Source organism: Enterobacter sp. BNK-8 (genome assembly GCF_048685095.1).
Lineage (GTDB): Bacteria > Pseudomonadota > Gammaproteobacteria > Enterobacterales > Enterobacteriaceae > Enterobacter > Enterobacter quasiroggenkampii.
On the sequence record NZ_JBLQTN010000001.1, the window covers coordinates 73,979 to 98,687 of the forward strand.

Consider the following 24,709-nt stretch of genomic DNA (forward strand, 5'->3'; position numbering starts at 1 on the left):
CCCACTTAGACCCGCTTCGCGCTTTGTGCGAATTATTTGTGCAATCAGCTTGAGTTTCCGGGGGCGCGCAAGTATTATGACGCGTCAATTTTTCAGCCGACCTTTAACACGTTCCTTGCCTCCCCGGGCCTCGGCTGACCCAGACAGGAGGCTGAATAATCCGTAAGGAGCAATTCGATGCGTCATTACGAAATCGTTTTTATGGTCCATCCTGACCAGAGCGAACAGGTTCCGGGTATGATCGAGCGCTACACTGGTGCAATCACTGCAGCAGCGGGCACGATCCACCGTCTGGAAGACTGGGGCCGCCGTCAGCTGGCTTATCCGATCAACAAACTGCACAAAGCTCACTACGTTCTGCTGAACGTTGAAGCGCCGCAGGAAGTGATCGATGAGCTGGAAACTAACTTCCGCTTCAACGATGCCGTTATCCGCAGCATGGTTATGCGTACTAAACACGCAGTTACCGAAGCATCTCCGATGGTTAAAGCGAAAGACGAGCGCCGTGAGCGTCGCGATGATTTCGCAAACGAAACCGCAGATGATTCTGATGCTGGGGATTCTGAAGAGTAATTTCTGATGACCAACCGTCTGGCGTTGTCCGGCATCGTATGCAGGGCTCCCCTTCGAAAGGTCAGTCCATCAGGAATTCCGCATTGCCAGTTCGTGCTTGAGCATCGTTCTGTGCAAGAGGAAGCCGGGTTTCACCGGCAGGCGTGGTGCCAAATGCCCGTTATTATTAGCGGACACGAAAACCAGGCCATTACTCACAGTTTAACGGTCGGTAGTGCAGTAATCGTTCAGGGGTTCATCTCTTGCCACAAGGCAAAGAACGGTCTGAGCAAAATGGTTCTGCATGCCGAGCAGATTGATTTGATAGATTCTGGAGACTAGCCATATGGCACGTTATTTCCGTCGTCGCAAGTTCTGCCGTTTCACCGCGGAAGGCGTTCAAGAGATCGACTATAAAGATATCGCAACGCTGAAAAACTACATCACCGAAAGCGGTAAGATTGTCCCAAGCCGTATCACCGGTACTCGTGCTAAATATCAGCGTCAGCTGGCTCGCGCTATCAAACGCGCTCGCTACCTGTCCCTGCTGCCGTACACTGATCGTCATCAGTAATCGGGCACGGTCCATTAATACGACTTTAAGAGGATAAGGTAATGCAAGTTATTCTGCTTGATAAAGTAGCAAACCTGGGCAGCCTGGGTGATCAGGTAAACGTTAAAGCGGGCTACGCTCGTAACTTCCTGGTTCCACAGGGTAAAGCTGTTCCAGCTACCAAGAAAAACGTAGAGTTTTTCGAAGCACGTCGCGCTGAACTGGAAGCCAAACTGGCAGACGTTCTGGCGGCTGCTAATGCTCGCGCTGAAGCAATCAACGCACTGGGCACCGTTACCATCGCGTCCAAAGCTGGCGACGAAGGTAAACTGTTCGGTTCCATCGGTACCCGCGATATCGCTGATGCAGTTTCTGCAGCAGGCGTTAAAGTGGCTAAGAGCGAAGTTCGTCTGCCGAACGGCGTTCTGCGTACCACTGGTGAGCACGAAGTTGACTTCCAGGTTCACAGCGAAGTGTTCGCTAAACTGGTTGTTAACGTTGTAGCTGAGTAATTTTTTACTCTGCTCACGTTGAAACGCCGGCCTTGTGCCGGCGTTTTGCTTTTTACAGATCCCAGTCCTTAACGTGCCCTGATAAAACTGCCGTCCGGCTGGCGGGTAAACAGCACCTGTTGTCCATTTCCGGTATCAATCGTTAACCCTGTCACCACCCCACTGGCATTCTGACGTATTTGCACCATCTGGCCATTCTGCAGGTTACTGAGCGGCTTACCCGCACCTTCCACTTTCGCCATGGCATACACGTCTGTCGGCGGCAGGTTGTGGTCACGGAACAGCTGCGCCAGCGTTTTACCCGGTTCTACGCGATAGGAACGCCACTGTTGCTCAATGCCGGTGGGCTGTTGCGTCTGAGGCTGAGACGGGGCGGCGGCTTGTTCCTGCGGCTGTTCGTCCTGAATGGGCTCTGGCTCAACCGGCGCGACCTGACCCGGGTCGTTAGACGGGGTGACGAGCTGCGTCTGCATCGGCTGTGCGTCAGGCTGCGGTCGGGTTTGCGACTGAATATCCAGCTGAGCATTGCGGGTGACGGGGGCGGTATCAACATCATCGCCACCGGAAGGAAGCAGGAAGCCCACAATCACCATCAGCGCACCAATGATGATCCCTCTGCGATGCAGAGGCGGCAGCGGGTCCATGATGCGAAAATTGTCCGGCGCCTGCCAGATTTTCGCCAGGGTAGGTTTCAGTTCAAATCGCCCGGGCATGGCACTCCTCCTGCTCCGCGTATTTTTTATCCTGTGCCCCGAAGTATAGTTTGCTAACTGCCTGAACGGCGTAGTAAACCCGACATCCGTGACATCAGTTCGGGATTAATCCTGGTTCTCTCTATTGTTTCTGTTTCGTCGCGGTTTGTCACCTTAACTTCAGACAAAGTTTTACCCATAAGGGCATGGCTGATATGCTGCCCGCTACTTTAAATGTGATGGAAGGAAAACCCATGACCACCCCGACTTTTGACACTATCGAAGCGCAGGCAAGTTACGGTATCGGCTTGCAGGTAGGACAGCAGCTGAGCGAATCCGGCCTGGAAGGTCTGTTACCCGAAGCGCTGGTGGCGGGTATCGCTGACGCGCTGGAAGGTAAACAGCCTGCCGTTCCGGTTGACGTTGTGCACCGTGCGCTGCGTGAAATCCACGAACGTGCTGACGCCGTGCGTCGCGCACGTTTTGAAGAGATGGCCGCCGAAGGTGTGAAATATCTGGAAGAGAACCGTGAGCGTGAAGGCGTGAACAGCACCGAGTCTGGTCTGCAGTTCCGCGTGATCAATCAGGGTGATGGCGCAATCCCGGCGCGTACCGACCACGTTCGCGTACACTACACCGGTAAGCTGATCGACGGTACCGTCTTCGACAGCTCCGTGGCGCGCGGCGAACCGGCTGAGTTCCCGGTGAATGGCGTTATCGCAGGCTGGATCGAAGCGCTGACCCTGATGCCAGTGGGTTCTAAATGGGAACTGACTATTCCGCACAACCTGGCCTACGGCGAGCGCGGCGCTGGCGCGTCCATCCCGCCATTCAGCACCCTGGTCTTTGAAGTCGAGCTGCTGGAAATTCTGTAATCGACTTTTCTTATTTCCTCTCCCCGGCTGGGGAGGGGAAAATAGCGTGAAAACCTATAGTTAAGCCGGAATCAATATTTTATCTTGCAAACGAAACTGTTGCGTGTATTTTTGTGAGCTGTTTCGCGCTGTATGAGTGATATGACACTCACTTTCAACATATTATTAACATAATATCTAAATCATAGTATTCATCCCGCCGATTCTTACCTAATATCGATTAGCCCTTACAAGGGAACGTCATTTTTTTGGCGTATTTAAAGGCCAGAAGAGCCTTAACAACACAGACAGGCATAAACAGGAAAATATCACATGGTAGATCAGGTCAAAGTCGTCGCCGACGAAGAGGCGTCGTCTGAACAGTCGCTACGGCGCAATCTCACAAACCGTCATATTCAGCTCATTGCCATCGGGGGTGCCATCGGTACCGGGTTGTTTATGGGGTCAGGCAAAACCATCAGTCTCGCCGGACCGTCAATCATATTCGTCTATATGATTATCGGTTTTATGCTGTTCTTCGTGATGCGTGCAATGGGTGAACTGCTGCTCTCGAACCTTGAATACAAATCCTTCAGCGATTTCGCTTCAGACCTGCTCGGACCATGGGCGGGCTATTTTACCGGCTGGACCTACTGGTTCTGCTGGGTCGTGACCGGTATGGCGGACGTCGTGGCGATTACCGCCTATGCGCAGTTCTGGTTCCCGGGGCTGTCGGACTGGGTGGCCTCGCTGGCGGTCATCGTTCTGCTGCTGAGCCTTAACCTCGCCACCGTTAAAATGTTCGGTGAGATGGAGTTCTGGTTCGCAATGATCAAAATTGTGGCCATTGTCGGGCTCATCGTGGTGGGCCTGGTAATGGTGCTCACCCACTTCCAGTCACCAACCGGCGTTCAGGCGTCGTTTACCCATCTGTGGAATGACGGCGGCTGGTTCCCGAAAGGCATCAGCGGCTTCTTTGCCGGCTTCCAGATTGCGGTGTTCGCGTTTGTAGGGATTGAGCTGGTCGGAACGACCGCTGCGGAAACCAAAGATCCGGAGAAGTCCCTGCCGCGCGCCATCAACTCCATTCCGGTGCGCATCATCATGTTCTACGTCTTCGCGCTGATTATCATTATGTCCGTGACGCCGTGGAGCTCGGTGGTGCCAAGCAAGAGCCCGTTCGTTGAGCTGTTCGTGCTGGTAGGTCTGCCTGCGGCAGCGAGCCTGATTAACTTCGTGGTGCTGACCTCTGCGGCTTCTTCCGCAAACAGCGGCGTGTTCTCAACCAGCCGTATGCTGTTTGGTCTGGCGCAGGAAGGCGTGGCGCCGAGCGCGTTCGCCAAGCTCTCTAAGCGTGCCGTACCGGCAAAAGGGCTGACCTTCTCATGCATGTGTCTGCTGGGCGGTGTGGTGATGCTCTACGTGAACCCAAGCGTGATTGGCGCATTCACCATGATCACCACGGTCTCTGCGATCCTGTTTATGTTCGTCTGGACCATCATCCTCTGCTCCTATCTGGTGTACCGCAAACAGCGCCCACACCTGCATGAAAAATCGATCTACAAGATGCCGCTGGGCAAGCTGATGTGCTGGGTGTGCATGGCGTTCTTCGTCTTCGTGCTGGTTCTGCTGACGCTGGAAGATGATACCCGTCAGGCGCTGATCGTCACGCCGCTGTGGTTTATCGCGCTGGGGCTGGGCTGGATGTTTATCGGTAAGAAACGTATGGCTGGCATGCGTTAAGCATGTTGCCGGGTGGCGCTGACGCTTACCCGGCCTACGTTCGAGGACGTTGCAGGCCCGGTAAGCTCTAGCGCCACCGGGCTTTTTATTCCCCCGCCAATGCCCGTGGGAACAGAACGTTATTCTCCAGACTGATGTGTTCCATCAGGTCGTCGATCGTTTCGTTAATGCCGTTGTACATCGCTTTCCACGTTGTGCACGCTTCTGGCGGCGGCGTGACGTTGTGGGTGGTATGTTTGATCACCTCCAGCAGTTCGCCCGCGTCATCATGCTCGCTTTCCATCACGCTGATGGGCCCCATCGCCTGGCTTCCCATTCCCTGTTTAATCATCGGGAAGAGGATCTGCTCTTCTTTCATCATATGGCTGGAAAGCTCTTCGTGCAGAAGGGTCAGGTATTTCGCCAGACCGCGCGGTACGGAAGGTTTGTCGGCATGGACGCGCTCGACTTTGGTCGCCTGCAGGATCAGCTCCGGCAGCTGTTCACGGTGACGGTCATGATAACGCACGATGATATGGTCGATGATTTCCGCGAGCGGAGCGGTTCGCCAGTCTTTGTCGATGGGCTGCGCGGCCAGTTGCGCCAGCTCGGCTTCAATCACCTCAACGTCCAGCTCTTTGCGTAACGCCGCACGCGCCAGGGTTTGCTTACCGCCGCAGCAGTAGTCCATATCGTATTTACGGAACAGCGCAGAAGCGCGAGGAATGGAGAGCGCCAGCTCGCCGAGGGGTTGGTCGCGAAAGGCCATAGCAGTTACCTCATTCTCAATAATATAAGATGCATATTAAATGCATCTTTACGATGACGCTATAACCCTTTAGAGGGACGGGTAAAAATGAGATGCAGATCACAAAAAAATATCCGATTTAACTCTCTGAATGGGCTCAGGAAAGTGGTTTCGAAACTTTTTAAAGGTGGAGAAACAGTAAACAACCCGCTGTGCCTGCCGATATATCCACGTCAGACAAACCTGCATATAACAAAGGCAACGCATGTTTAAACGTATAAAAGTCATTACCCTTCTGATTTCGGTGCTGCTTGTGCTCGGCATCATGCAAGTGATTTCCGCCGGTATCTTTATCAACGCCCTGAACAACGATAAAGACAACTTCACCGTGGCGCAGCTCTCCAGCAAGAACGTGGCGGAGTTTACTGATGCGTGGATCAGTCTGAACCAGGCGCGCGTCACCCTGAACCGCGGGATGCTGCGCCTGCAAAGCAGCATGGCCTCGCAAATTAACGGCGGTCAGCTGAATGAGCTGGTGACCACGGCGAAAAATCTGCTGACTGAAGCGCAGGTTCATTACGATAAATACTATGCCTTGCCGAACACGCCAGGCCTGGATGAGAGCCTGACTAACCAACTCGAAGAGCAGTACCGCATTTACTCTGCGACGCTGACGCAAATGAACGTTCTGCTGAGCCAGGGCAATCTGGAAGATATGTTCAAGCAGAATGCCGAACAAAAACAGAACGCGATGCAGACGGTGTATCGTGAATGGCGTGAAGCGCAGGCTGCGCTCACGGATAAAGGCATTCAGGATAACGAAAGTGATTACAAGCGCATCCTGTGGATCCTCTCTGCGGTCATGTTGCTGGTGATTGTGGTGATTATCTCCAGCTGGATTGCGATGCGCCGCGTGCTGCTGCTGCCGCTGGAAGAGGTGATTAACCATATTCGCGCCATTGCGGCAGGCGATCTCACCCAGCCGATTCAGGCCGACGGGAAAAATGAAATGGCTATCCTGGCGCGCAACGTGCAGGAGATGCAAACTTCGCTGGCGAACACCGTGGGCGTAGTGCGTGAAGGCGCAGATACCATTTACACCGGTGCAGGCGAAATCTCTGCAGGCAGTAACGATCTCTCTTCCCGCACCGAGCAGCAGGCCGCGTCTCTGGAAGAGACGGCAGCCAGCATGGAGCAGCTGACGGCAACCGTGAAGCAGAACGCCGATAACGCGCGTCAGGCCTCCCGTCTGGCGCTGGATGCCTCCTCAACGGCGAAGAAGGGCGGTAACGTGGTGGAAGGCGTCGTACGTACGATGGATGAGATCGCCACCAGTTCCAGCAAGATCGCGCAAATCACAAACGTGATCGACGGTATTGCTTTCCAGACGAATATTCTGGCGCTGAACGCGGCGGTGGAAGCGGCCCGTGCAGGCGAGCAGGGCCGTGGCTTTGCGGTGGTGGCAGGGGAAGTGCGTACCCTTGCCCAGCGCAGTGCTCAGGCGGCGAAAGAGATCAAAGCGCTGATCGACGATTCTGGCGAACGCGTGAACGCGGGTTCGCAGCTGGTTAACGAAGCCGGGGCCACGATGGCCGAGATCGTCAATGCGGTCACCCGCGTCACCGACATCATGGGCGAAATAGCCTCGGCCTCTGACGAGCAGAGCCGTGGTATCGACCAGGTGGGCCAGGCGGTAGCTGAGATGGACCGCGTGACCCAGCAGAACGCCTCGCTGGTGGAGGAGTCTGCGGCCGCAGCGGCGGCGCTGGAAGATCAGGCTGCACGTCTGAACGAAGCGGTGGCGGTGTTCAAAATCACCCGCAACCAGGCGGTTAAAGCGGCGCCGGTGAAAACCTATGCGCCAAAAGCGCAGCCCGTAGCGACGGCACCTGAAGCGAACTGGGAAACGTTTTAAGGTCTTGCCCGGTGGCGGCTACGCCTTACCGGGCCTACGGTTTTGTAGGCCCTGCAAGCGCAGCGCCGCCGGGCAATACTCACATCTCCGACGCCGGAACAACACTCGGTTTTTCCGGCTTCGCTCTCACCGCCATCACCACGCCCACGACCAACAGCACGATCCCGCAGGCCGTGAACAACGGCGGCACGCTCTGGCGCATCAGGAAGGTATACAGCAGCCCGGCCAGGGTTTCGAAGACAATCAGCGGCCCTAAGATCACCGTCGGCAGCTTCTGGCTGGCAATATTCCAGCACAGCGCGCCCACCCATGAACACAGCACCGCAATCGCCACCATCAGGCCGATAAACACCCACGGTCTTGGCCCGAAGGGCTGGGCGAAGTCCGGCTGCTGATGGCCCAGCCAGAGGCATGCGCCGAGATACCCCACGACAGATACAGGCAACGTGACCAGCGCCTGCGCCGTCGCCCACATCATTGGGTGCTTGTCCGGATTCTCACGCAGCCAGCGCGCGTTGCGCAGGGCATACCAGGCCCAGCACGCCACGGAAATGAACGCCAGCAGAATGCCAGAGCCGTATCGCCACAGGTCAACATCCCCCTGCCCATGACGCAGCTCGGCAATATTGACGCATATCAGCCCCAGGGCAGTGCAGACCAGCGCCGGTGCCATTTTTGACCACGCCAGTTTGCCATCGCGGTGGCTGTAAAGCAGGTTAGCAAAGACGGGGATGACGACCGGCAGCGTGCCGATAATCATGGTCGATACCGGCGCACCGGTACGCTGAATGGCGCTCGCGAGGCAAACGTAATAGATAAGATTGCCCATCATGGTCAGCGCCAGCGCGGTGCCCCAGTCCTGACGGCTGAGCTGACGCAAGCGCGCGCGCCCCAGCCACGCCAGGGGCAGGGCAATCAGCCCCAGCGCCAGATAACGTCCGGTCGACTGCAATATCGCCGGGTACTCCGGCACGATCAGCGGGCCGACAAAAATCAGCCCCCACATCATCCCGGCCAGCAGGGCATACAACACTCCACTAATCATTTTTCCATCCACAGGTATTTACGCTGTTCTCAGTGTAGGAGGGGCAAATGCGCGCGTATTGTATGAGGTTGCGCATTAGCGCCGGGTGACCTGCTTCTGGTAGCGCACGGGGGTAATGCCATAGCGGTGGGTAAACGCGCGGGTCAGATGCGACTGATCGGTCAGTCCGGTTGCGGCGGCGACCTCTGCGGCGGGCATGCCGTGGGTGAGGAACGCTTTGGCGCGCCAGAGGCGAATGGCCATCAGCATCTGATGCGGCGTCACGTGAAAATGGGCTTTGAACTGGCGCTGGAAATGATACGGGCTGAGTGAAACGACGCTGGCCAGCTCGTCCAGCGTCAGGGCGCGCATATAGTTGTCGTGCAGGTACTCGCGTACCCGTTCGAAGCGGTGCGCGCGTTCCTGAACCCGCGGCGCGTGATGGGCAAACGGCTGGAAGGTCTCAATCAGATCCAGCAGTAATCCTTTTTGCGCAAGCGGATCGTCCGTGTGCCACAAGCCGTAAATAAGCCTGCCAATTTGCTGCGAGCGCAATGGGTCATGACGGGTCACGTCGCTGAACCACCAGTGCCGCAGACCGGTCACCTCTTCCAGTAGATCGGGTTCGATATAGACCATCCGGTAGCGCCAGCCGCCCTCGGTGGCGGATTCGCCGGTATGGATCTCGTCCGGGTTCATGGTAACGACGGATTTTTCCGCCGCGAGATGCTGGCTACCGCGATAGCGAAAGCGTTCGGCACCGGTTTCAATCGTGCCGATCCCGAAGGCTTCATGGGTGTGAGGCTCAAAGGCGTAGTCAGAAATGTGCGCGTGGTACAGCTCCAGGCCCGGCAGCTGCGCCAGATGGCGAAAGCGCGCGCTGTCTCTTTCATCATTAAACTGTTCCGGTACGCCTTGCACGGTAAGCCTCCTCGTGGGTCATCTTTTCATTATCAAAGATGACAAGAGGGGATGCCACAAAAAATAACCATCCCGTAACAATTACAGGATGTCTTTAATGCTCTGCGCCAGCGGCGTGGTGGCGCGTCCGATCAGTTTGCTCAGCGTATGGCTGTCGTCAAAGAGCCCGCCTTTGGAGGCCCCGACATCGGAGTCCGCCAGCATATCGGCCAGACCGGCAGGCAAGCCGACGCTCTTCAGCGCGGCGGCAAAATCCGCTTCACTGAGATTCTGGTAGGTGACCGGCTTCCCGCTCTGTTTGCTGAGTTCAGCCGCCAGTTCGCTCAGCGTCCAGCCGTGGTCGCCCGCCAGTTCATACACCTTGCCCGCATGGCCCTCTTCAGCGATCACTTTGGCTGCCGCCGCGGCATAGTCTGCGCGGGTGGCTGAGGCAATTTTGCCTTCGCCTGCCGCACCAATAAACACGCCGTGTTCCAGCGCAGGCGGCGCGCTCGCCAGATAGTTTTCGGTATACCAGCCGTTGCGCAGCAGGGCATAAGGAATGCCGGACGCCGCCAGCGCTTTTTCAGTGGCAACGTGTTCAACGTGCAGGCCGAGCGGTGAGGTATCCGCGTGCAGCAGGCTGGTGTAGGCGATAAATTTCACCCCTGCCGTTTTGGCGGCGTTAATGACGTTCTGGTGCTGGGTCGCGCGCTGGCCGACTTCGCTGGACGAGATCAGCAGCAGCTTATCCACGCCGCTCAGCGCGGCGGCGAAGGCGGCTTCATCCGTGTAGTCCGCCTGACGCACCACAATTCCCTGCTGGCTTAAGGCTTGCGCTTTCGCCGGGTTACGTACGATAGCTACAATCTGGTTAGCCGGTACGGTTTTCAACAGCTGTTCGATAACGAGATGGCCAAGCTGGCCGGTGGCGCCGGTAATCGCGATCATGATGAATCTCCTTCGTGTTTGTCTGGTGTTGTGGCACACTAGCACCATAGCTAACTTTTAGTAAGTACGTACAAAAAGGTAAGTATGAAAACAACGATACCGACGCTCAGCGAGCAAATGCGCGATGGCAATCTTTTCGCGGAACAGTGCCCTTCACGAGAGGTGCTCAAACACGTGACCAGCCGCTGGGGGGTACTGATTCTGCTGGCGCTGCGCCAGGGGACGCATCGCTTTAGCGATCTGCGCCGTAAAATGGGCGGGGTGAGCGAAAAGATGCTGTCCCAGTCGCTTCAGGCGCTAGAACAGGACGGGTTTGTCGATCGCGTATCGTATCCGGTCGTGCCGCCGCACGTAGAGTATAGCCTGACGCCGATGGGTATCGAGGTCAGCGAAAAAGTCGCCGCGCTGGCGGACTGGATTGAGGTGAATACGCCGAAGGTGATGGCGAACAGGGAGGATCGCGCGGCGTAAAAGCCGGGTGGCGCTTCGCTTACCCGGCCTACGGGATGGAAGATTACGGGTAGGCCGGGTAAGGCGAAGCCGCCACCCGGCACAATCGCCGCTACTTGCTTAAATCCACCTGATAAATCGCGAACCCGATATCATCCGTCGCGACCTGTTTCATCGGATATTGCGCCTTCTCCTTGATAAACGCGGCTGCCTTGTCGGACGGTGACGTTTCAAAACGGATATCCAGCGGCGTATCGCTGTGGATCGGCGCCAGACGCCAGTTGTTATCCACCGCCGGATGAATTTCTCCCGCTTTTTTCGACTCCGCGCTGATCCACGCCGCCAGCACCGAGCGGTTCTCGTCCGGCGAGGCAAAGGCGATATGGCTATCTCCCGTACCGGCAAACTTACCGCCGTAGGCACGGTAGTTATTGGTCACCACCAGGAAGGTGGCATTCGGGTCGATCGCCTTGCCATTGAAGGTCAGGTTTTTAATGCGCTCCGCCTGCGGGTTGATCGCCTGACACGCACCGTCATATTTCGCCGGTTGGGTGACGTCAATCTGGTAGTTCACGCCGTCGATCACGTCGAAGTTGTAGGTGCGGAAGCCGTCCCAGTTAATCAGCGACTGCGGCTTGCTGCTGCGCGGGTCAATCTGGTTAAACTGTCCGGCAGAACACTCCAGCCACTCCTTTACCTCTTTCCCGGTGGCTTTAACCACTACCAGCGTATTCGGATAGAGATAGAGATCGGCGGCATTACGGAAGGTGAGCTGGCCCTTTTCGACCTCAACATAGCTTGCCGGGTCATTCTTACGTCCGCCCACTTTGAATGGCGCAGCGGCCGACAGGACCGGCAGCTTCGCCAGATCCGGATCGCCCTGCACAAAGTGTTCGGCATAGGCTTTCTGTGCCATGTTGACGACCTGGACGGTCGGATCGTCCTGCACCAGCGCCAGGAAGCTGTACATGTTGTCGGCGGATTTACCGATCGGCTTGCTGACGAATTCGCGCGTGGCGTCGTGATCGTGCTTCAGCACGTCGACCAGTTTTTTATCTTCCGCCGCCAGTGATTTCTTCGCTGCCGCGTCGTAGATCGGACGCGCTTCGGCTTTTGACTGCGTCACCTTCCAGCGGTCGCCGTCGTTATTCAGCACCAGATCCACTACGCCAAGATGGTCACCCCACATGCCCGGCATCACCGACGGCACGCCGTTGAGCGTGCCTTTCCCGATATCCGCCCCTTTGATGCTGGCGAAGTCTTTGCCCGGGAAGACCGCGTGGGCGTGGCCGAACAGGATCGCATCGACGCCCGGAACCTCACTCAGGTAGTAAACGGAGTTTTCTGCCATGGCCTGGTACGGGTCGGCGGAGAGACCCGAGTGGGCGACAACGACCACCAGATCGGCGCCTTTCTCACGCATTTCCGGCACGTATTTGCGCGCGGTTTCGGTGATGTCGTTAACGGTCACCTTACCGTCGAGGTTGGCCTTATCCCATGTCATGATCTGCGGCGGGACAAAACCAATATAGCCGATGTTCAGCGTCTGCTTTTTCCCGTCCCGATCGACAACCTCGGTCTCTTTAATCAGGTAAGGGGTAAAGAGCGGTTTTTGGGTCTTAACGTCGATGATATTGGCGTTAACGTACGGGAATTTTGCACCTGCCAGGGCATCGTGCAGGTATGTCAGACCGTAGTTGAATTCATGGTTGCCAAGGTTACCCACGGTATAGTCCAGGGTGTTCATCGCTTTATAAACAGGATGGACCTCGCCTTTTTTCAGCCCCTTAGTCGCCATGTAATCCCCGAGCGGACTGCCCTGAATGAGATCGCCGTTATCGACCAGCACGCTATTTTTCACTTCGCCACGTGCGGCATTGATCAAACTTGCCGTGCGTACCAGTCCGAATTTTTCCGTCGGGGTATCTTTGTAGTAATCGAAGTCCATCATGTTGCTGTGCAGATCGGTCGTTTCCAGAATACGCAGATCTACCGTCGCCGCCTGAACGCTCGCTGCAATCAGCGTCGCCAGAAGCGTTGCACTAAACTTAATCATCAGAGGAGTCCTTTTTTCGATGCAGACCACAAAAGAGTATGTATCTATAGCTTGTTGCTTACAGAAATGTGAATCCTGACAGAAAAATGTAACCTGAAACCGGAATTGCTTCACAGATAGCGGAATTGTTCACATTACGATATAACTAAAACAAAGAGTTAACCTCACTGCGTTAACAAAGAGGTGGAAAATGCTAGATAAAATTTGTCAGCTCGCACGGGATGCGGGAGATGCCATCATGCAGGTGTATGACGGTATTAAACCTATGGAGGTCGTCAGCAAAGCGGACGACTCTCCGGTCACGGCGGCAGATATCGCGGCGCATAAGGTGATCCTGAAAGGGTTACAGGCCTTAACGCCGGACATCCCCGTCCTGTCAGAAGAAGCGCCGCAAAGCTGGGACGAACGCCAGCACTGGCAGCGTTACTGGCTGGTGGACCCCCTGGACGGGACAAAAGAGTTCATCAAGCGCAACGGTGAATTCACCGTCAATATCGCCCTGATTGAGAAGGGTAAAGCGGTGCTGGGCGTGGTCTACGCGCCGGTCATGAAGGTGATGTACAGTGCTGCAGAAGGGAAGGCGTGGAAAGAAGAGTGCGGCGTGCGCAAGCAGATCCAGGTGCGCGATGCGCGTCCGCCGCTGGTGGTGATTAGCCGCTCGCACAGCGACAGCGAGCTGCAGGAGTACCTGCAGCAGCTGGGTGAACACCAGACCACCTCGATTGGCTCATCGCTGAAATTCTGCCTGGTGGCGGAAGGACAGGCTCAGCTCTATCCCCGCTTTGGGCCGACGAACGTCTGGGATACCGCCGCGGGGCATGCCGTTGCTGTGGCCGCCGGGGCGCATGTTCATGACTGGCAGGGCAAGCCGCTGGACTACACCCCGCGCGAATCCTTCCTCAACCCCGGCTTCCGCGTCTCTATTTATTGAGCCAGCAGCTTATGCAGCAGGTCGACAACCTGCTGCACCTCTTCCTGGGTCAGCGCCCCGTCTTTCACCCACTGTACGCGACCTTCTTTATCCAGCACGATAATCGCGGAGCTCTCTTCCTCCAGCTGCCAGGCCTTACGGGTGACGCCGTTGCTGTCGACGATAAACTGCGACCACGGGTAGAGCTTTTTATTGCTCTCAAGGCTTGAGCGCACAAACATCCCCGAACCCGGAATGGCGTCATCGGTATTCACGATCGTGGTGGTCTGGTAGCGGTCGTGAGGGAATTTTGCGGCCTTGATCGCTTCCACCAGGCTGGCATTTTTCTCTTTTGCAGATGTACGACCGGCAATATGTTGTACAACTCTCACTTTGCCCGCGAGTTGCGCGCTATTCCAGGCTTTGTAGCTAAACTTATCATTGTCGAGAATCAATTCTCCCCGGTCAGCAATGCCGACTGGCGGTACACGTTGTCCTTTTTCAATGTTGTGAGCACTCGCCCACAGTGGCAGCAGCAGGCAGGCTGCTGCAAGGATATTACGTAGGGTCATGGCGTTTCCTTATTGTTTGCAGGTGATCCGACCACTTGGTCATACGCTTTTAATGATAAGTGCGATCAATGTGGTTTTCCCGCAATCCCGATGCCAGTTTGCGGGTGAACGCACATATCCATGAAAAAACGACGGCTTATACTGCGCTCAGTCACGCTTTGCAAAGATTATTCTGAATAATTGTAATCAAACGGTAAATAAACTTATGCACACTGGGTAACACCGTAGTTCTGGTCTATAGTCATTGGGCATTAAAATTTGCGCTCAGGACAGTCGGGCCGATTGTGGCACCGCAAGAGCGTATGATTCGCAGGAGATACAAGAATGAAAATTTTCCAACGCTACAACCCGCTTCAGGTGGCGAAGTACGTGAAGATCCTGTTCCGTGGACGGTTGTACATCAAGGATGTTGGCGCTTTTGAGTTTGATAAGGGCAAAATCCTTGTCCCAAAAGTGAAGGACAAACAGCACCTGTCTGTGATGTCCGAAGTCAACCGTCAGGTTATGCGTCTGCAAACTGAGATGGCTTAACCAACGTGCTATGCAGTAGTAGTAGATAAAAAGACGGCTCCCGATGGGAGCCGTTGATGTTTGTGGGGGCAGGAACGTTACGCCGACACCTTCTCTTCCGCATCCGGCAGCTTCGGCACCAGCACGGTCGGTTTGTTGTCGATACGCGTCACCAGCAGCTGGTCGATGCGGTAGTTATCAATATCCACCACCTCAAACTTGTAGCCGGAGAACTTCACCGAGTCGGTGCGTTTCGGGATTTTACGCAGCATAAACATCATAAAGCCGCCGATGGTCTCGTAGTTTCCGGACTGCGGGAACTCGTCGATATCCAGCACACGCATCACGTCTTCAATCGGCGTGCCGCCATCAATCAGCCATGAATTATCGTCACGCTGAACAATCTGCTCTTCCAGCCCCTGGCCTACCAGGTCGCCCATCAGCGTGGTCATGACGTCGTTGAGGGTGATAATACCCACCACCAGAGCGTATTCGTTCATGATCACCGCGAAGTCTTCCCCGGCGGTTTTGAAACTTTCCAGCGCTTCTGAGAGCGTCAGGGTGTCCGGCACAATCAGGGTATTGCGGATCTGCACGCCGCTGTTCAGTGCCAGGCTCTGGTTCGCCAGCACGCGGTTCAGCAGGTCTTTGGAGTCGACGTAACCGATGATGTGGTCGATATCTTCATTACAGACCAGGAACTTGGAGTGCGGATGCTGCGCCACTTTGTTCTTCAGGCTCTGCTCATCTTCATGTAAATCGAACCAGATAATGCTTTCACGGCCCGTCATGGAAGAGGGCACGGTACGGGATTCCAGTTCGAATACGTTCTCAATCAGCTCATGTTCCTGCTTGCGCAGCACCCCGGCCAGCGCGCCGGCCTCCACGACCGCATAAATATCGTCAGAGGTGATGTCGTCTTTACGCACCATAGGTAGCTTAAAGATGCGGAAAATGACGTTTGCCAGGCCGTTGAAGAACCACACCAGCGGGCGGAACACGAACAGGCAGAAGCGCATCGGGTTGATGATACGCAAAGCCACAGCTTCTGGCGCAATCATACCGATGCGTTTCGGGGTCAGGTCGGCGAAGAGGATGAACAGCCCGGTCACCAGCGAGAAGGAGAGGATAAAGCTCAGCTGTTCGGCCAGTTCGGCGGACATGTACTGCGCAAAGAGGCTATAAAACGCCGGGGAAAACGCCGCATCGCCCACGATACCGCCGAGAATGGCGACCGCGTTCAGACCAATTTGCACCACGGTAAAGAACGTACCGGGATTTTCCTGCATTTTGAGAATGCGTGAGGCGTTGATGTTGCCTTCGTCGGCAAGCAGCTTCAGTTTGATTTTACGGGACGCGGCCAGCGAGATCTCGGATATCGAGAAAAATGCACTGACGGCAATCAGACAAAGTATTACTAAAATACTGTTTAACATAGTTTATCCGGCTTCTCGCCAGATCCTCAGAAGGGGAGTTGATACCATTTGTGTGGAAACACATTGAACACCAGCTCGTAGCGTTGAGCCGATTATTTCAGCGGGTAGTATAGCGTAAAGAGATGTAAATCTGCCAGAGGTCACATTTTTGGCATAAAACAGACCGGACAGCGGGCGCTGTCCGGTACATCGCGTTATTTCACGGTAGACAGGCGGACATCGCCCACCGCCCGACGGGTGGCATCGCCTCCCCATACCTGATCGTATTCATAGCCCGTGAGCTGCTTAATCACCACGCGGGTGCTAGCGTCGCAGTCGCGGTAATCGCCACCCAGCTTACGGCGCGCAATCTCCTTGAGGAGCAGCTTGTGCGTCTCACGGGTGAGCTTGAACCTGTAGGTGGTGAAGAAGCTTACCGCCAGCAGAGCTGCCGTTGCGAAGATCATCAGGCCGATAATCGCCCCCAGCGCGCTTTCAGGCTGCGCGCCGCTGCCCTTCACAAAGCCGGATTCCTGCAGCACCAGGCCAATAATCATGATGGCAATCGCCACGGTGCTCTTGCGGGTCAGGACCATCACCCCGGCAAAAATCCCTTCGCGGCGCTGCTGGGTCACCATCTCGTCAATATCCGGAATGAAGCTGTAGATATTCCACGGAATATAGTAGAGGCCAGAGCGGGCGGCACCGAGCAGAATAAAGACCGCGGAGAACAGCAGCGTCGGTACCTGCGTTTTGGTGAGGTAGACCGTAAACAGGAAGGCCAGCACCAGGAAGATACAGCCGTAGGAGAGCCGCAGGGCGGCAGACGGCGTGACGTTCAGCCGGTTCAGCAACAGCATAAACCCATAGGTGCCGGGTACCGAGGCGAAGGCCGCAATGCTCAGCCAGCCGGATACCGCAGCCGCATCCTGGCTCAGACAGTACACGACATAATAGGTAAACACCGAACCGAACACGTCCATCGCCGTGAACGAAAAGATATAAATAATAATATGCAGGCGGAACGCGCGGATACGGAAGGAGGAAAAGAGATCCAGCACCAGATATTTGAGGTGATTCAGTAGCCCGCCGCTGCGCTGGTTATCCACTTTAAAACTGGATTCCTGCTGCACATCCTTCGCTTCCCAGGTGGTGAACCAGGTAATAAATACCGCAAGGCAGAACACGCAGGAAAATATCAGCCCGGTGAGGGTATAGGTAAACGGATTATCTTTCCCCGTGAACTGCATAATCACCCCGGGAACGGATACCGCAAGAAAACCGCCCAGCTGGGAGCAGATCATCCGCACGCCGGACAGGCGGCTACGTTCTTCATACCGGTTCGTCATTTCAGCCGCCAGGGTCTCCCAGGGAACCAGCACCATCGCCGACAGCAGCTCAATAGAGAGGTAGGTGCCCAGGTAGTACCAGTAACCCATGTCCGTCAGCCATAACAGGGCATACAAAAACATGAGCGGTGAACTGAGTAATAAAAAGAAGCGGCGACGGCCAAATTTACGCCCGAGCCAGGTATCCCCGAAGTTATCGGTGATATAACCCATTATCGGGCTTAATAGCGCATCAATCACGCGGGCAATGGCGAATATTGATCCCGCTTCAATGACTGAGAGTCCGCAATAGGTGGTGTAAAAAAATAACAGCCAGGTGCCGATAATGGCGAAAGCGCCTCCGCCAAAAAGATCGGTTACGCCGTAGCCGAGCGCTACGCCATAACCCACTCTACGTTCAGTTGGTTTGACCATAATAATATCCAGTGTAGGGTAATGATTAACCCGTTTTCGGGTCGTTTTTTTATTGAGTGCTGGAATACAAATTACGTTCTAGTTATTGATATCTATCCATTGTCTTAATTGAGATGAGCGGTAAATAGCCTCCACAAGCGTGAGTGAATGTCCGGCTTCACGGATGGTGGTGTAATCCGTGTGCCCCGGGTGGGTGATTGCGTGATAAAACCGGCGGATCGCCTGCTCGTGCCCCAGCCCCCAGTAGCTTTTGACCGAGCCGTCGGGAGAGTCATCGCTGGCCAGCCTGAGGCGCTCGCCGCGGGTGATGCACCAGAGCACGTTGTTATTCAGCAGCAGCGAGCCCTGTTCGCAGTGGATCTCCATCAGAAGCGCGGAATCGGTGGTATTGCAGTTGCTGGCGTAAAACAGGCCGCGCGCGCCGTTGGCAAAGTGCAGCGTGGCCATTGCGCTGTCTTCCCCTTCGGTCACGTCCGCCAGCTCGCCGCTGTCCACCACGCCTTTCACGCGCGTTACGCCACCGGCAAACCACTGCATCAGGTCGAGGGTATGAATGGCCTGGTTGATCAGCAGGCTGCCACCTTCCGTTGCCAGCCGCCCGCGCCACGGGCTTTCGGTGTAGTACGCGCCCGAGCGTGACCACGTCAGCACGGCCTTAATGCTGAGCATTTTCCCCAGCCCGCCCTCCTCCAGCATCTGGCGAATGCGCAGGCTGGTGGGGTTGAGGCGATTCTGGTAGCACACGCCGAGCAGACCCGACGCCTGTTCGGCGGCGCGGGTGATATCCACGAGTTCGCTGCTGTTCATGCCCACCGGTTTTTCGCAGAAAACATGTTTCCCGGCGGCGAGCGCCGCCAGGATCATGCTTTTATGCTCGAAATGCGGCGTGCAGATGTGGACCACGTCGATGGCATCATCCAGCAGCATTTCCCGGTAATCCTGATAGAAGCGGCACTGATAGCGCATTGCCAGCTCCAGCCCTTTGACGCTGTCGATGTCGACCAGCGCGCGTAGCGCGACGTTGGGGAGCAGGCGCAACGCATTCACATGGCAGCCGTGAATCGCTCCGGCACCGATAACCGCCGTGTTCAGGATCGTCATTGTCGCCTCCCGTTATTCCGTCGCGTTGGCCAGCATCTGGGCCTTCACGCAAAGCTCGGCCGCTTTGAAGGCGTGCGCCTGCGTCATGGCGTTTTCGGTACGATGCAGACAGTCGAGGATCAGTTCGCCAAAGAACGGGAACCCGACCTGTCCGGCGACCGGATAGCGGAATTCCCCCTCTTTATTGACGAGATAAACCACGTCCTGCTCGCCGCGGGTGAGATCGACATATTTGCGGATCTCGATATACCCGTCGGTGCCGAGCAGCGTCAGACGTCCATCGCCCCAGGTTGAGAGTCCGTCGGGGGTGAACCAGTCACAGCGGAAATAACCGCTGGCGCCGTTTTCGCCCCTGATTGTTGCGTCACCGAAATCTTCGAATGCCGGATGCTGTGGATGGTTGAAATTGCGTGCCTGACTGGCGACCACGGTGGCGTTACGGTTGCCCGTGTAAAACAGAAATTGCTCAATCTGGTGGCTGCCGATGTCGCACAGAATGCCGCCGAAGTAGCGACGATCGTAGAACCAGTCCGGGCGGCCGGTCCCTTCCCGGTGCGGGCCTGTCCCCAGGGTTTGGACGACGCGGCCAATGGCCCCCTGCTGCACCAGCTGTCCGGCAAACACCGCGCTCTCCACGTGGAGACGTTCGCTGTAGTACACGGCGTATTTCCGGCCGGTTTTCTCAACCATCGCTTTGGCATCCGCCAGCTGTTCAAGAGTGGTGAGCGGGGCTTTATCCGTGAAGTAGTCCTTGCCGGCCGCCATCGCTTTCAGCCCCAGCGCGCAGCGCTCAGACGGGATGGCCGCGCCGGCCACCAGACGCACTTCGTCGTCGTTGAGTATCACCTCCAGCGACTCCGCCACGTTGACCTGCGGGTATTGCTGGATAAATTTATCCACTTTTGCCGGATCGGGGTCGTATACCCACTTCAGCGTGGCCCCGGCTTCAATCAGGCCGTTACTCATGCCGTAGATATGGCCGTGGTCGAGCGCGGCAGCGGCAAAAACAAACTCCCCCTCGCGGACGACCGGCTGAGGTTTACCCACCGGCGCGTAGTTCATTCCGTCATTTTTGTTCATGGTGTCACTCCTTAATCCAGGTCTTTGCCAAGGGGAATCGCACCCACTTCGCTGAAGTTGGCGACGCTTGCGGATTTTTCATAAAAACGGGGAGCGAGGGCGCTCGTCCCGCCGGTACGGTAAAACGGGTCGTCGCGCTGAATCGGCAGCGAGACCACGGTGCGGGTAATGGCGGATTTATAGATCGCGGCGATCAGCTCCAGCGAGCGTTTGCCCTGTAACCCATCCACTAACGGTGCCGTGCCGTGCTCGATGGCAGAAAGCAGGTCATTAATCTGCCCGGCGTGCAGCGTCCACTCGAGCTTCGGCGTCTGCTGAAACACCGCGTCGAGCTGCGCTTCGCGCTGCTGGTCGTGGGTTTCCTGCGGGAAGCCGTTATCGGCGCTGACGCTGGCAAAGGCCTGCCACGGCGCGGAGATGCGCGCCTTCTCACCCTGAATAATGATTTTCTGATCTTCCCCGTGGTGCACGACCGAGGCGGTAAGCTGGGTGAGCGCACCGCTGGGGTATTTGAAGATCGCGGCGCTGAGGTCTTCGACTTCAGCGTTGTCGTGCGCCACGTTGGTCATCATCGCTACCACCTCGGACGGAAAGCCCAGCATCCACTGAATAGCGTCGATGTGGTGAACCGCGTGGTTAAGCGTGCAGCCGCCGCCCTCTTTTTCCCAGGTGCCGCGCCACCACAGGTCGTAGTAGCAGTGTCCGCGCCACCAGAAGGAGTCCACCTGCGCGTGGCAAACCTTGCCCGCAAGCTCCGAATCCAGCGCTGCTTTTAAGCGCCAGAAGGCATCGGTAAAACGGTTTTGGGCAATGATGGAGAGCATTTTGCCGCTGGCCTTTTGTGCGGCGATCATCGCGTCGCACTCCTCCAGCGAGGCGGCCATCGGTTTTTCGCACAGCACGTGGCAGCCCGCGTTCAGGGCATCAATGCTGATCTCTGCGTGGACGTAGGGTGGCGTGCAGACGTCGACGATGTCGATATCCGGTTCTGACGACAGCATCTGCTGGTGGCTGTCATACACGCGGGCATCCGTCAGGCCGTAGCGCGCTTTTTTCTCGTGGGCTTTTTCCGGATAAATATCAACCAGCGCGACGATCCGGCAGCGTTGGCCAAACTGCAAATAGCCCTGAATATGGTTGTGCGAGATATTCCCTGTTCCCACAATAGCGACATTTAACATTAATTCTTCTCCGGAGTTACCAGATGCCTGAGGCGTCCAGCGTGACGCTGGCTGTCTCTTTAGCCACTGAGGTGCTGATGCGTTGTTGAAGCAGGCGCAGATACTGTTTTTCGTTGAGCGGGAACTCGACCCAGTCGTCTGTCCAGGTGGAGAGGTGCATGGCGTTGGAGAGCGTCAACCCGTGGATCCCTTCCAGACCCGGCGCAATGAGCGGCTCGCCGCGCAGGATGGCGGCACAGAAGTTGGCGGTAATGACGTGGTGTTCGCTGCATTCCGGGGCCACGGGAAGCGTGACCTCCCAGCATTCAGGCTCGCCAAAACCGTTCTGCCAGCGGGCGTTGAAGGCGGTTTCAGATTCCCGCAGCCGCCAGTAGCGCAGCTTGCCCTCTTCGACGACCACCTTGCCGCGATCGCCGACGATTTCCAGCCGGTTGGTTCCCGGCGTTTCCGCCACGGTGGTGATGAACACGCCCGTCGCGCCGTTGGCATATTCGGCATAGGCGGTGACGTCGTCTTCCACTTCGATATCGCGATGCTTGCCGAACTGGCAGAATGCGCGCAGACGGACCGGCATACCGACCAGCCACTGCCAGAGATCGAGCTGGTGCGGGTCCTGGTTGAGCAGCACGCCGCCGCCTTCTCCTTTCCAGGTGGCGCGCCAGCCGCCGGAGTTGTAATAGCTCTGCGAGCGATACCAGTTGGTGATGATCCAGTTGGAGCGGCGGATCTCACCCAGCTCGCCGCTGTCGATCAGATCTTTCACCTTCTGGTAGAGCGGGTTCGGGCGCTGGTTGTACATGATGCCGAACACCACATCGCACGCCTGGGCGCAGGCGTTCATCTCCTGTACCTGGGCGGTATACACGCCCGCCGGTTTTTCACACAGGGTGTGGATGCCGTTGCGCATCGCCAGCATCGACAGGCGCGGATGCTCGTAGTGGGGCGTAGCGACAATCACCGCGTCGATAAGCCCGCTCTGGAGCATCTCCTGCGCGTCGCTGAACACGGGGAGGGTGCCGACCAGCTGGCGAATGGCCGGATGCTTTTCCGGCGCATTATCACAAACTGCGGCAAGGCAGGCGTCGCTGACCGTACCCGCCAGTAAATAACGCGCGTGGACCGTACCGATATTACCTATTCCAATAATGCCAAAACGTACCTTCTCCATGTCACACCTTAATTTCAGTTGAAATGAGTGATGACCGGAAAATAGGAAAGGGGAGCGGTAGCGACAATGTGTTTTTGTGAGAATACTCGCAAGGTGATTAAGTAATCTCCAGGCGTTTTGAAATTTGGTTTTAAAATCAAAGGACTGTTTCTGCAAATATTTGCAAAAACTGAATGAGAGCGAGGTCACACTATGCCGGGCAAGTTAAAAATGGAGGAAATTGCGGCCCTGACGGGCTATTCCGTCAGCACGGTTTCGCGGGTATTAAGCGGCAAGTCTTACACCAGCGATAAAGCCAGGGAGGCGATCGTTCGCACCGCGCGGGAGCTCGGTGTACTGGAGTCTATGGCGAGCGGAAGACTGCTCATTAACGGTATCGCTGTTTTTGCACCGGAAAGAACCTTTCAGGGACGCGGGGATATTTTTTATCTGGAAGTGACGAAAGGAATTGCTGAAGCCTGCGCGCGGCATAATGTGTGGGTCACGTGCTGTGGTTTAGAAGAGCAGCACGCCGATGTGAAAGTCTTTATGGAAAAGGCCAGCCATAAGAATATTAACGCGATAATTATTATTGGCACTGATGATTCCACCATATTTAAACTGGCCAGCACCCTGAATAAGCCCTGCGTGTTAATTAATTCCGTTGACCGGGATCGGGTGCTGGATTCCGTGTCACCCGATCACCGGGCGATCGGCTTCACCACCATGCAGTACCTTTTCGAGCAGGGGCATCGCCGCGTACTCACGCTCACCTGCCTGCGGCGGGATACGCTGTACGCGCGTCTGGACGGCATCAAAGAGGCGTACCGTCATTTTCACGTCGCCTTCGATCCTCAGCGCGATTTGCTCGTAACGGAGTGGTTTACCGCAGAAGAGGCCGAGCAGGCGCTGGATGCGTGGTTAGTGAATCATGACCGCTCGCAGTGGCCGGAGGTGATTTTCCCGAACAGTACCAGCATGACGGAAGGGGTGGTAAGGGCGTTGACGCGACACGGGCTGCGCATTCCGGAAGACATTTCGCTCATCACGACCGATTTTGCATGGAATTTAGCGCACCGTCTGGAAAAACCGGTCACGGGCGTGACGGTGCCCTGCCGCGAGCTGGGAATTGAGGCCGTTCACCTGCTGCAAACGCGGCTCAACCGACCGCAGGCACCGGTCTTTAACCTGCTGTTGCAGGGCAAAGTGATGGATTACGGCTCGGTCAGCAATGCCACGCGCCACGCGGCTCGCGTGGCGCTGGATCAGTGATCAGGCCAGCTGTGGCGGCAGGCAAACGCCGATGCCCCCAATGCCGCAGTAGCCGTACGGGTTTTTATGCAGATACTGCTGGTGATCATCCTCGGCGTAGTAGAACGGTTTCGCCGTCGCGATTTCCGTGGTCACCTCGCGCGTATCGCCCGCTTCACGCATGGCCTGCTGGAAACGCTCCAGGCTGGCGCGCGCGGCGGCATCCTGCTCGGGCGTGAGCGGATAGATAGCCGAACGGTACTGCGTGCCATGGTCGTTGCCCTGACGCATGCCCTGCGCCGGGTCGTGATTCTCCCAGAAGACCTGCAGGAGCTGTTCGTAGCTGATTACCGCAGGGTCATAAACCACGCGTACCGCTTCCGCATGGCCGGTTTCGCCGGAGCAGACTTCGCGGTAGGTTGGATTCGGCGTGTAACCGCCCGTGTAGCCGGCTGCCGTGCTGTAAACGCCGGGCAGTTGCCAGAAGAGGCGCTCAACGCCCCAGAAGCAGCCCATGGCGAACAGGGCGATTTCCATGCCATCCGGCACGTTGGTCATGGAATGGCCATTGACGGCGTGTAAGGTCGCTACAGGCATAGGGGTGTTGCGTCCCGGTAATGCATCTGCTTGTGAAACCAGATGCTTTTTGTCGAATAAACTCACGATGGGGCCTCCCGGGGTGCGATGTTTCAGTTAAGGTTGTCACGAAGCGTTTAATTGAACACAATAAATGCGCTGAATGAGACTAGATTTAATCATAAGAAATATTTGGGTGTTACACCCATTTTCAACCCGCGATTCGGGTTTTTGGCCAACAGGCCGTATTTTGCCGCGGAGCGGCACTTCATTT

The 24,709-nt window shown here is 56.3% G+C and carries 25 protein-coding genes; 11 read left to right on the forward strand and 14 right to left on the reverse strand.

Annotation, left to right across the window (positions count from 1 at the left end; genetic code table 11):
- The first annotated feature begins 177 nt into the window (after nt 1-177).
- Genes rpsF through rplI form a run of 4 tightly spaced genes read left to right on the forward strand, consistent with a single transcriptional unit; the run spans nt 178 to nt 1,617 of the window.
- Nucleotides 178-573 carry a 30S ribosomal protein S6 gene (gene rpsF / locus ACMGGU_RS00390; RefSeq protein ID WP_014830397.1) on the forward strand — a complete coding sequence of 132 codons (396 nt, stop codon included), beginning with the start codon at nt 178-180 and terminating at the stop codon, nt 571-573.
- 6 nt (nt 574-579) lie between these two features.
- Nucleotides 580-894: a primosomal replication protein N gene (gene priB, locus ACMGGU_RS00395; RefSeq protein WP_008502895.1), complete on the forward strand. Its 315-nt coding sequence runs from the start codon at nt 580-582 to the stop codon at nt 892-894.
- Between the two features lie 4 nt (nt 895-898).
- Nucleotides 899-1,126 carry a 30S ribosomal protein S18 gene (gene rpsR, locus ACMGGU_RS00400; protein ID WP_000135199.1) on the forward strand — a complete coding sequence of 76 codons (228 nt, stop codon included), beginning with the start codon at nt 899-901 and terminating at the stop codon, nt 1,124-1,126.
- A gap of 41 nt (nt 1,127-1,167) precedes the next feature.
- The gene (gene rplI, locus ACMGGU_RS00405) at nt 1,168-1,617 is read left to right on the forward strand and encodes a 50S ribosomal protein L9 (RefSeq protein ID WP_008502894.1); all 450 of its coding nucleotides are present in this window, start codon (nt 1,168-1,170) and stop codon (nt 1,615-1,617) included.
- A gap of 68 nt (nt 1,618-1,685) precedes the next feature.
- On the opposite strand, the gene ACMGGU_RS00410 is transcribed toward rplI, so the two are convergent.
- Nucleotides 1,686-2,330, reverse strand: coding sequence for an OapA family protein (locus ACMGGU_RS00410; protein ID WP_126328973.1), 645 nt, complete (start codon nt 2,328-2,330; stop codon nt 1,686-1,688).
- Nucleotides 2,331-2,563: 233 nt separating this feature from the next.
- Between ACMGGU_RS00410 and fklB the strand changes: the two genes are divergently transcribed.
- Nucleotides 2,564-3,184: an FKBP-type peptidyl-prolyl cis-trans isomerase gene (gene fklB, locus ACMGGU_RS00415; RefSeq protein ID WP_008502892.1), complete on the forward strand. Its 621-nt coding sequence runs from the start codon at nt 2,564-2,566 to the stop codon at nt 3,182-3,184.
- A 312-nt stretch (nt 3,185-3,496) separates the two neighbouring features.
- On the forward strand, nt 3,497-4,906 hold the full coding sequence (gene cycA / locus ACMGGU_RS00420) for a D-serine/D-alanine/glycine transporter (RefSeq protein WP_008502891.1): 1,410 nt from the start codon (nt 3,497-3,499) through the stop codon (nt 4,904-4,906).
- An 85-nt stretch (nt 4,907-4,991) separates the two neighbouring features.
- Here the strand turns inward: cycA and ytfE are convergent, their stop codons facing one another.
- Nucleotides 4,992-5,654, reverse strand: coding sequence for an iron-sulfur cluster repair protein YtfE (gene ytfE, locus ACMGGU_RS00425; RefSeq protein WP_248222647.1), 663 nt, complete (start codon nt 5,652-5,654; stop codon nt 4,992-4,994).
- 244 nt (nt 5,655-5,898) lie between these two features.
- Between ytfE and ACMGGU_RS00430 the strand changes: the two genes are divergently transcribed.
- Entirely contained in the window at nt 5,899-7,548 is a 1,650-nt protein-coding gene (locus tag ACMGGU_RS00430; RefSeq protein ID WP_395299749.1) for a methyl-accepting chemotaxis protein, read from the forward strand.
- 79 nt (nt 7,549-7,627) lie between these two features.
- Here ACMGGU_RS00430 and ACMGGU_RS00435 read toward each other — a convergent pair whose 3' ends face one another.
- The 3 genes from ACMGGU_RS00435 to ACMGGU_RS00445 all read right to left on the reverse strand — a co-directional run bounded on the left by ACMGGU_RS00435 (nt 7,628) and on the right by ACMGGU_RS00445 (nt 10,423).
- Complete coding sequence (locus tag ACMGGU_RS00435; RefSeq protein WP_045907980.1) at nt 7,628-8,593, reverse strand: DMT family transporter; 966 nt, start codon at nt 8,591-8,593, stop codon at nt 7,628-7,630.
- A 75-nt stretch (nt 8,594-8,668) separates the two neighbouring features.
- On the reverse strand, nt 8,669-9,493 hold the full coding sequence (locus ACMGGU_RS00440) for an AraC family transcriptional regulator (protein ID WP_048225327.1): 825 nt from the start codon (nt 9,491-9,493) through the stop codon (nt 8,669-8,671).
- A gap of 81 nt (nt 9,494-9,574) precedes the next feature.
- Nucleotides 9,575-10,423: an SDR family oxidoreductase gene (locus ACMGGU_RS00445; protein ID WP_262801998.1), complete on the reverse strand. Its 849-nt coding sequence runs from the start codon at nt 10,421-10,423 to the stop codon at nt 9,575-9,577.
- A gap of 84 nt (nt 10,424-10,507) precedes the next feature.
- Between ACMGGU_RS00445 and ACMGGU_RS00450 the strand changes: the two genes are divergently transcribed.
- On the forward strand, nt 10,508-10,894 hold the full coding sequence (locus ACMGGU_RS00450; protein WP_048225332.1) for a winged helix-turn-helix transcriptional regulator: 387 nt from the start codon (nt 10,508-10,510) through the stop codon (nt 10,892-10,894).
- A gap of 91 nt (nt 10,895-10,985) precedes the next feature.
- Here the strand turns inward: ACMGGU_RS00450 and ACMGGU_RS00455 are convergent, their stop codons facing one another.
- Nucleotides 10,986-12,929 (reverse strand): bifunctional 2',3'-cyclic-nucleotide 2'-phosphodiesterase/3'-nucleotidase, encoded by a 1,944-nt coding sequence (locus ACMGGU_RS00455; protein ID WP_262801999.1) that lies wholly within the window; start codon nt 12,927-12,929, stop codon nt 10,986-10,988.
- A gap of 190 nt (nt 12,930-13,119) precedes the next feature.
- Here ACMGGU_RS00455 and cysQ point away from each other — a divergent pair, with 190 nt between their 5' ends.
- Nucleotides 13,120-13,860, forward strand: a complete 741-nt coding sequence (cysQ, locus tag ACMGGU_RS00460) for a 3'(2'),5'-bisphosphate nucleotidase CysQ (RefSeq protein WP_262802000.1) — start codon at nt 13,120-13,122, stop codon at nt 13,858-13,860.
- Here the strand turns inward: cysQ and ACMGGU_RS00465 are convergent.
- On the reverse strand, nt 13,854-14,411 hold the full coding sequence (locus ACMGGU_RS00465; RefSeq protein WP_023617831.1) for a YtfJ family protein: 558 nt from the start codon (nt 14,409-14,411) through the stop codon (nt 13,854-13,856). The two genes, cysQ and ACMGGU_RS00465, sit on opposite strands and share 7 nt — an antisense overlap.
- Before the next feature lie 324 nt (nt 14,412-14,735).
- Here ACMGGU_RS00465 and ACMGGU_RS00470 point away from each other — a divergent pair, with 324 nt between their 5' ends.
- Nucleotides 14,736-14,942, forward strand: a complete 207-nt coding sequence (locus ACMGGU_RS00470; protein WP_008501430.1) for a DUF1107 domain-containing protein — start codon at nt 14,736-14,738, stop codon at nt 14,940-14,942.
- Nucleotides 14,943-15,019: 77 nt separating this feature from the next.
- Here the strand turns inward: ACMGGU_RS00470 and ACMGGU_RS00475 are convergent, their stop codons facing one another.
- The 6 genes from ACMGGU_RS00475 to ACMGGU_RS00500 form a co-directional block, all read right to left on the reverse strand.
- A complete protein-coding gene (locus ACMGGU_RS00475; protein ID WP_008501429.1) occupies nt 15,020-16,357 on the reverse strand; it encodes a hemolysin family protein in 1,338 nt (445 codons plus the stop codon).
- A 194-nt stretch (nt 16,358-16,551) separates the two neighbouring features.
- On the reverse strand, nt 16,552-18,099 hold the full coding sequence (locus ACMGGU_RS00480) for an MFS transporter (protein WP_252077652.1): 1,548 nt from the start codon (nt 18,097-18,099) through the stop codon (nt 16,552-16,554).
- Nucleotides 18,100-18,177: 78 nt separating this feature from the next.
- Complete coding sequence (locus ACMGGU_RS00485; RefSeq protein ID WP_126534171.1) at nt 18,178-19,200, reverse strand: Gfo/Idh/MocA family protein; 1,023 nt, start codon at nt 19,198-19,200, stop codon at nt 18,178-18,180.
- A gap of 12 nt (nt 19,201-19,212) precedes the next feature.
- Complete coding sequence (locus ACMGGU_RS00490) at nt 19,213-20,280, reverse strand: Gfo/Idh/MocA family protein (RefSeq protein WP_048027907.1); 1,068 nt, start codon at nt 20,278-20,280, stop codon at nt 19,213-19,215.
- A gap of 11 nt (nt 20,281-20,291) precedes the next feature.
- On the reverse strand, nt 20,292-21,461 hold the full coding sequence (locus ACMGGU_RS00495) for a Gfo/Idh/MocA family protein (RefSeq protein ID WP_252077650.1): 1,170 nt from the start codon (nt 21,459-21,461) through the stop codon (nt 20,292-20,294).
- A 16-nt stretch (nt 21,462-21,477) separates the two neighbouring features.
- On the reverse strand, nt 21,478-22,629 hold the full coding sequence (locus tag ACMGGU_RS00500; protein ID WP_420300157.1) for a Gfo/Idh/MocA family protein: 1,152 nt from the start codon (nt 22,627-22,629) through the stop codon (nt 21,478-21,480).
- A 192-nt stretch (nt 22,630-22,821) separates the two neighbouring features.
- Between ACMGGU_RS00500 and ACMGGU_RS00505 the strand changes: the two genes are divergently transcribed.
- On the forward strand, nt 22,822-23,880 hold the full coding sequence (locus ACMGGU_RS00505) for a LacI family DNA-binding transcriptional regulator (protein WP_048027913.1): 1,059 nt from the start codon (nt 22,822-22,824) through the stop codon (nt 23,878-23,880).
- On the opposite strand, the gene msrA is transcribed toward ACMGGU_RS00505, so the two are convergent.
- Nucleotides 23,881-24,522: a peptide-methionine (S)-S-oxide reductase MsrA gene (gene msrA / locus ACMGGU_RS00510; protein WP_048027915.1), complete on the reverse strand. Its 642-nt coding sequence runs from the start codon at nt 24,520-24,522 to the stop codon at nt 23,881-23,883.
- Between the last annotated feature and the right edge of the window lie 187 nt (nt 24,523-24,709).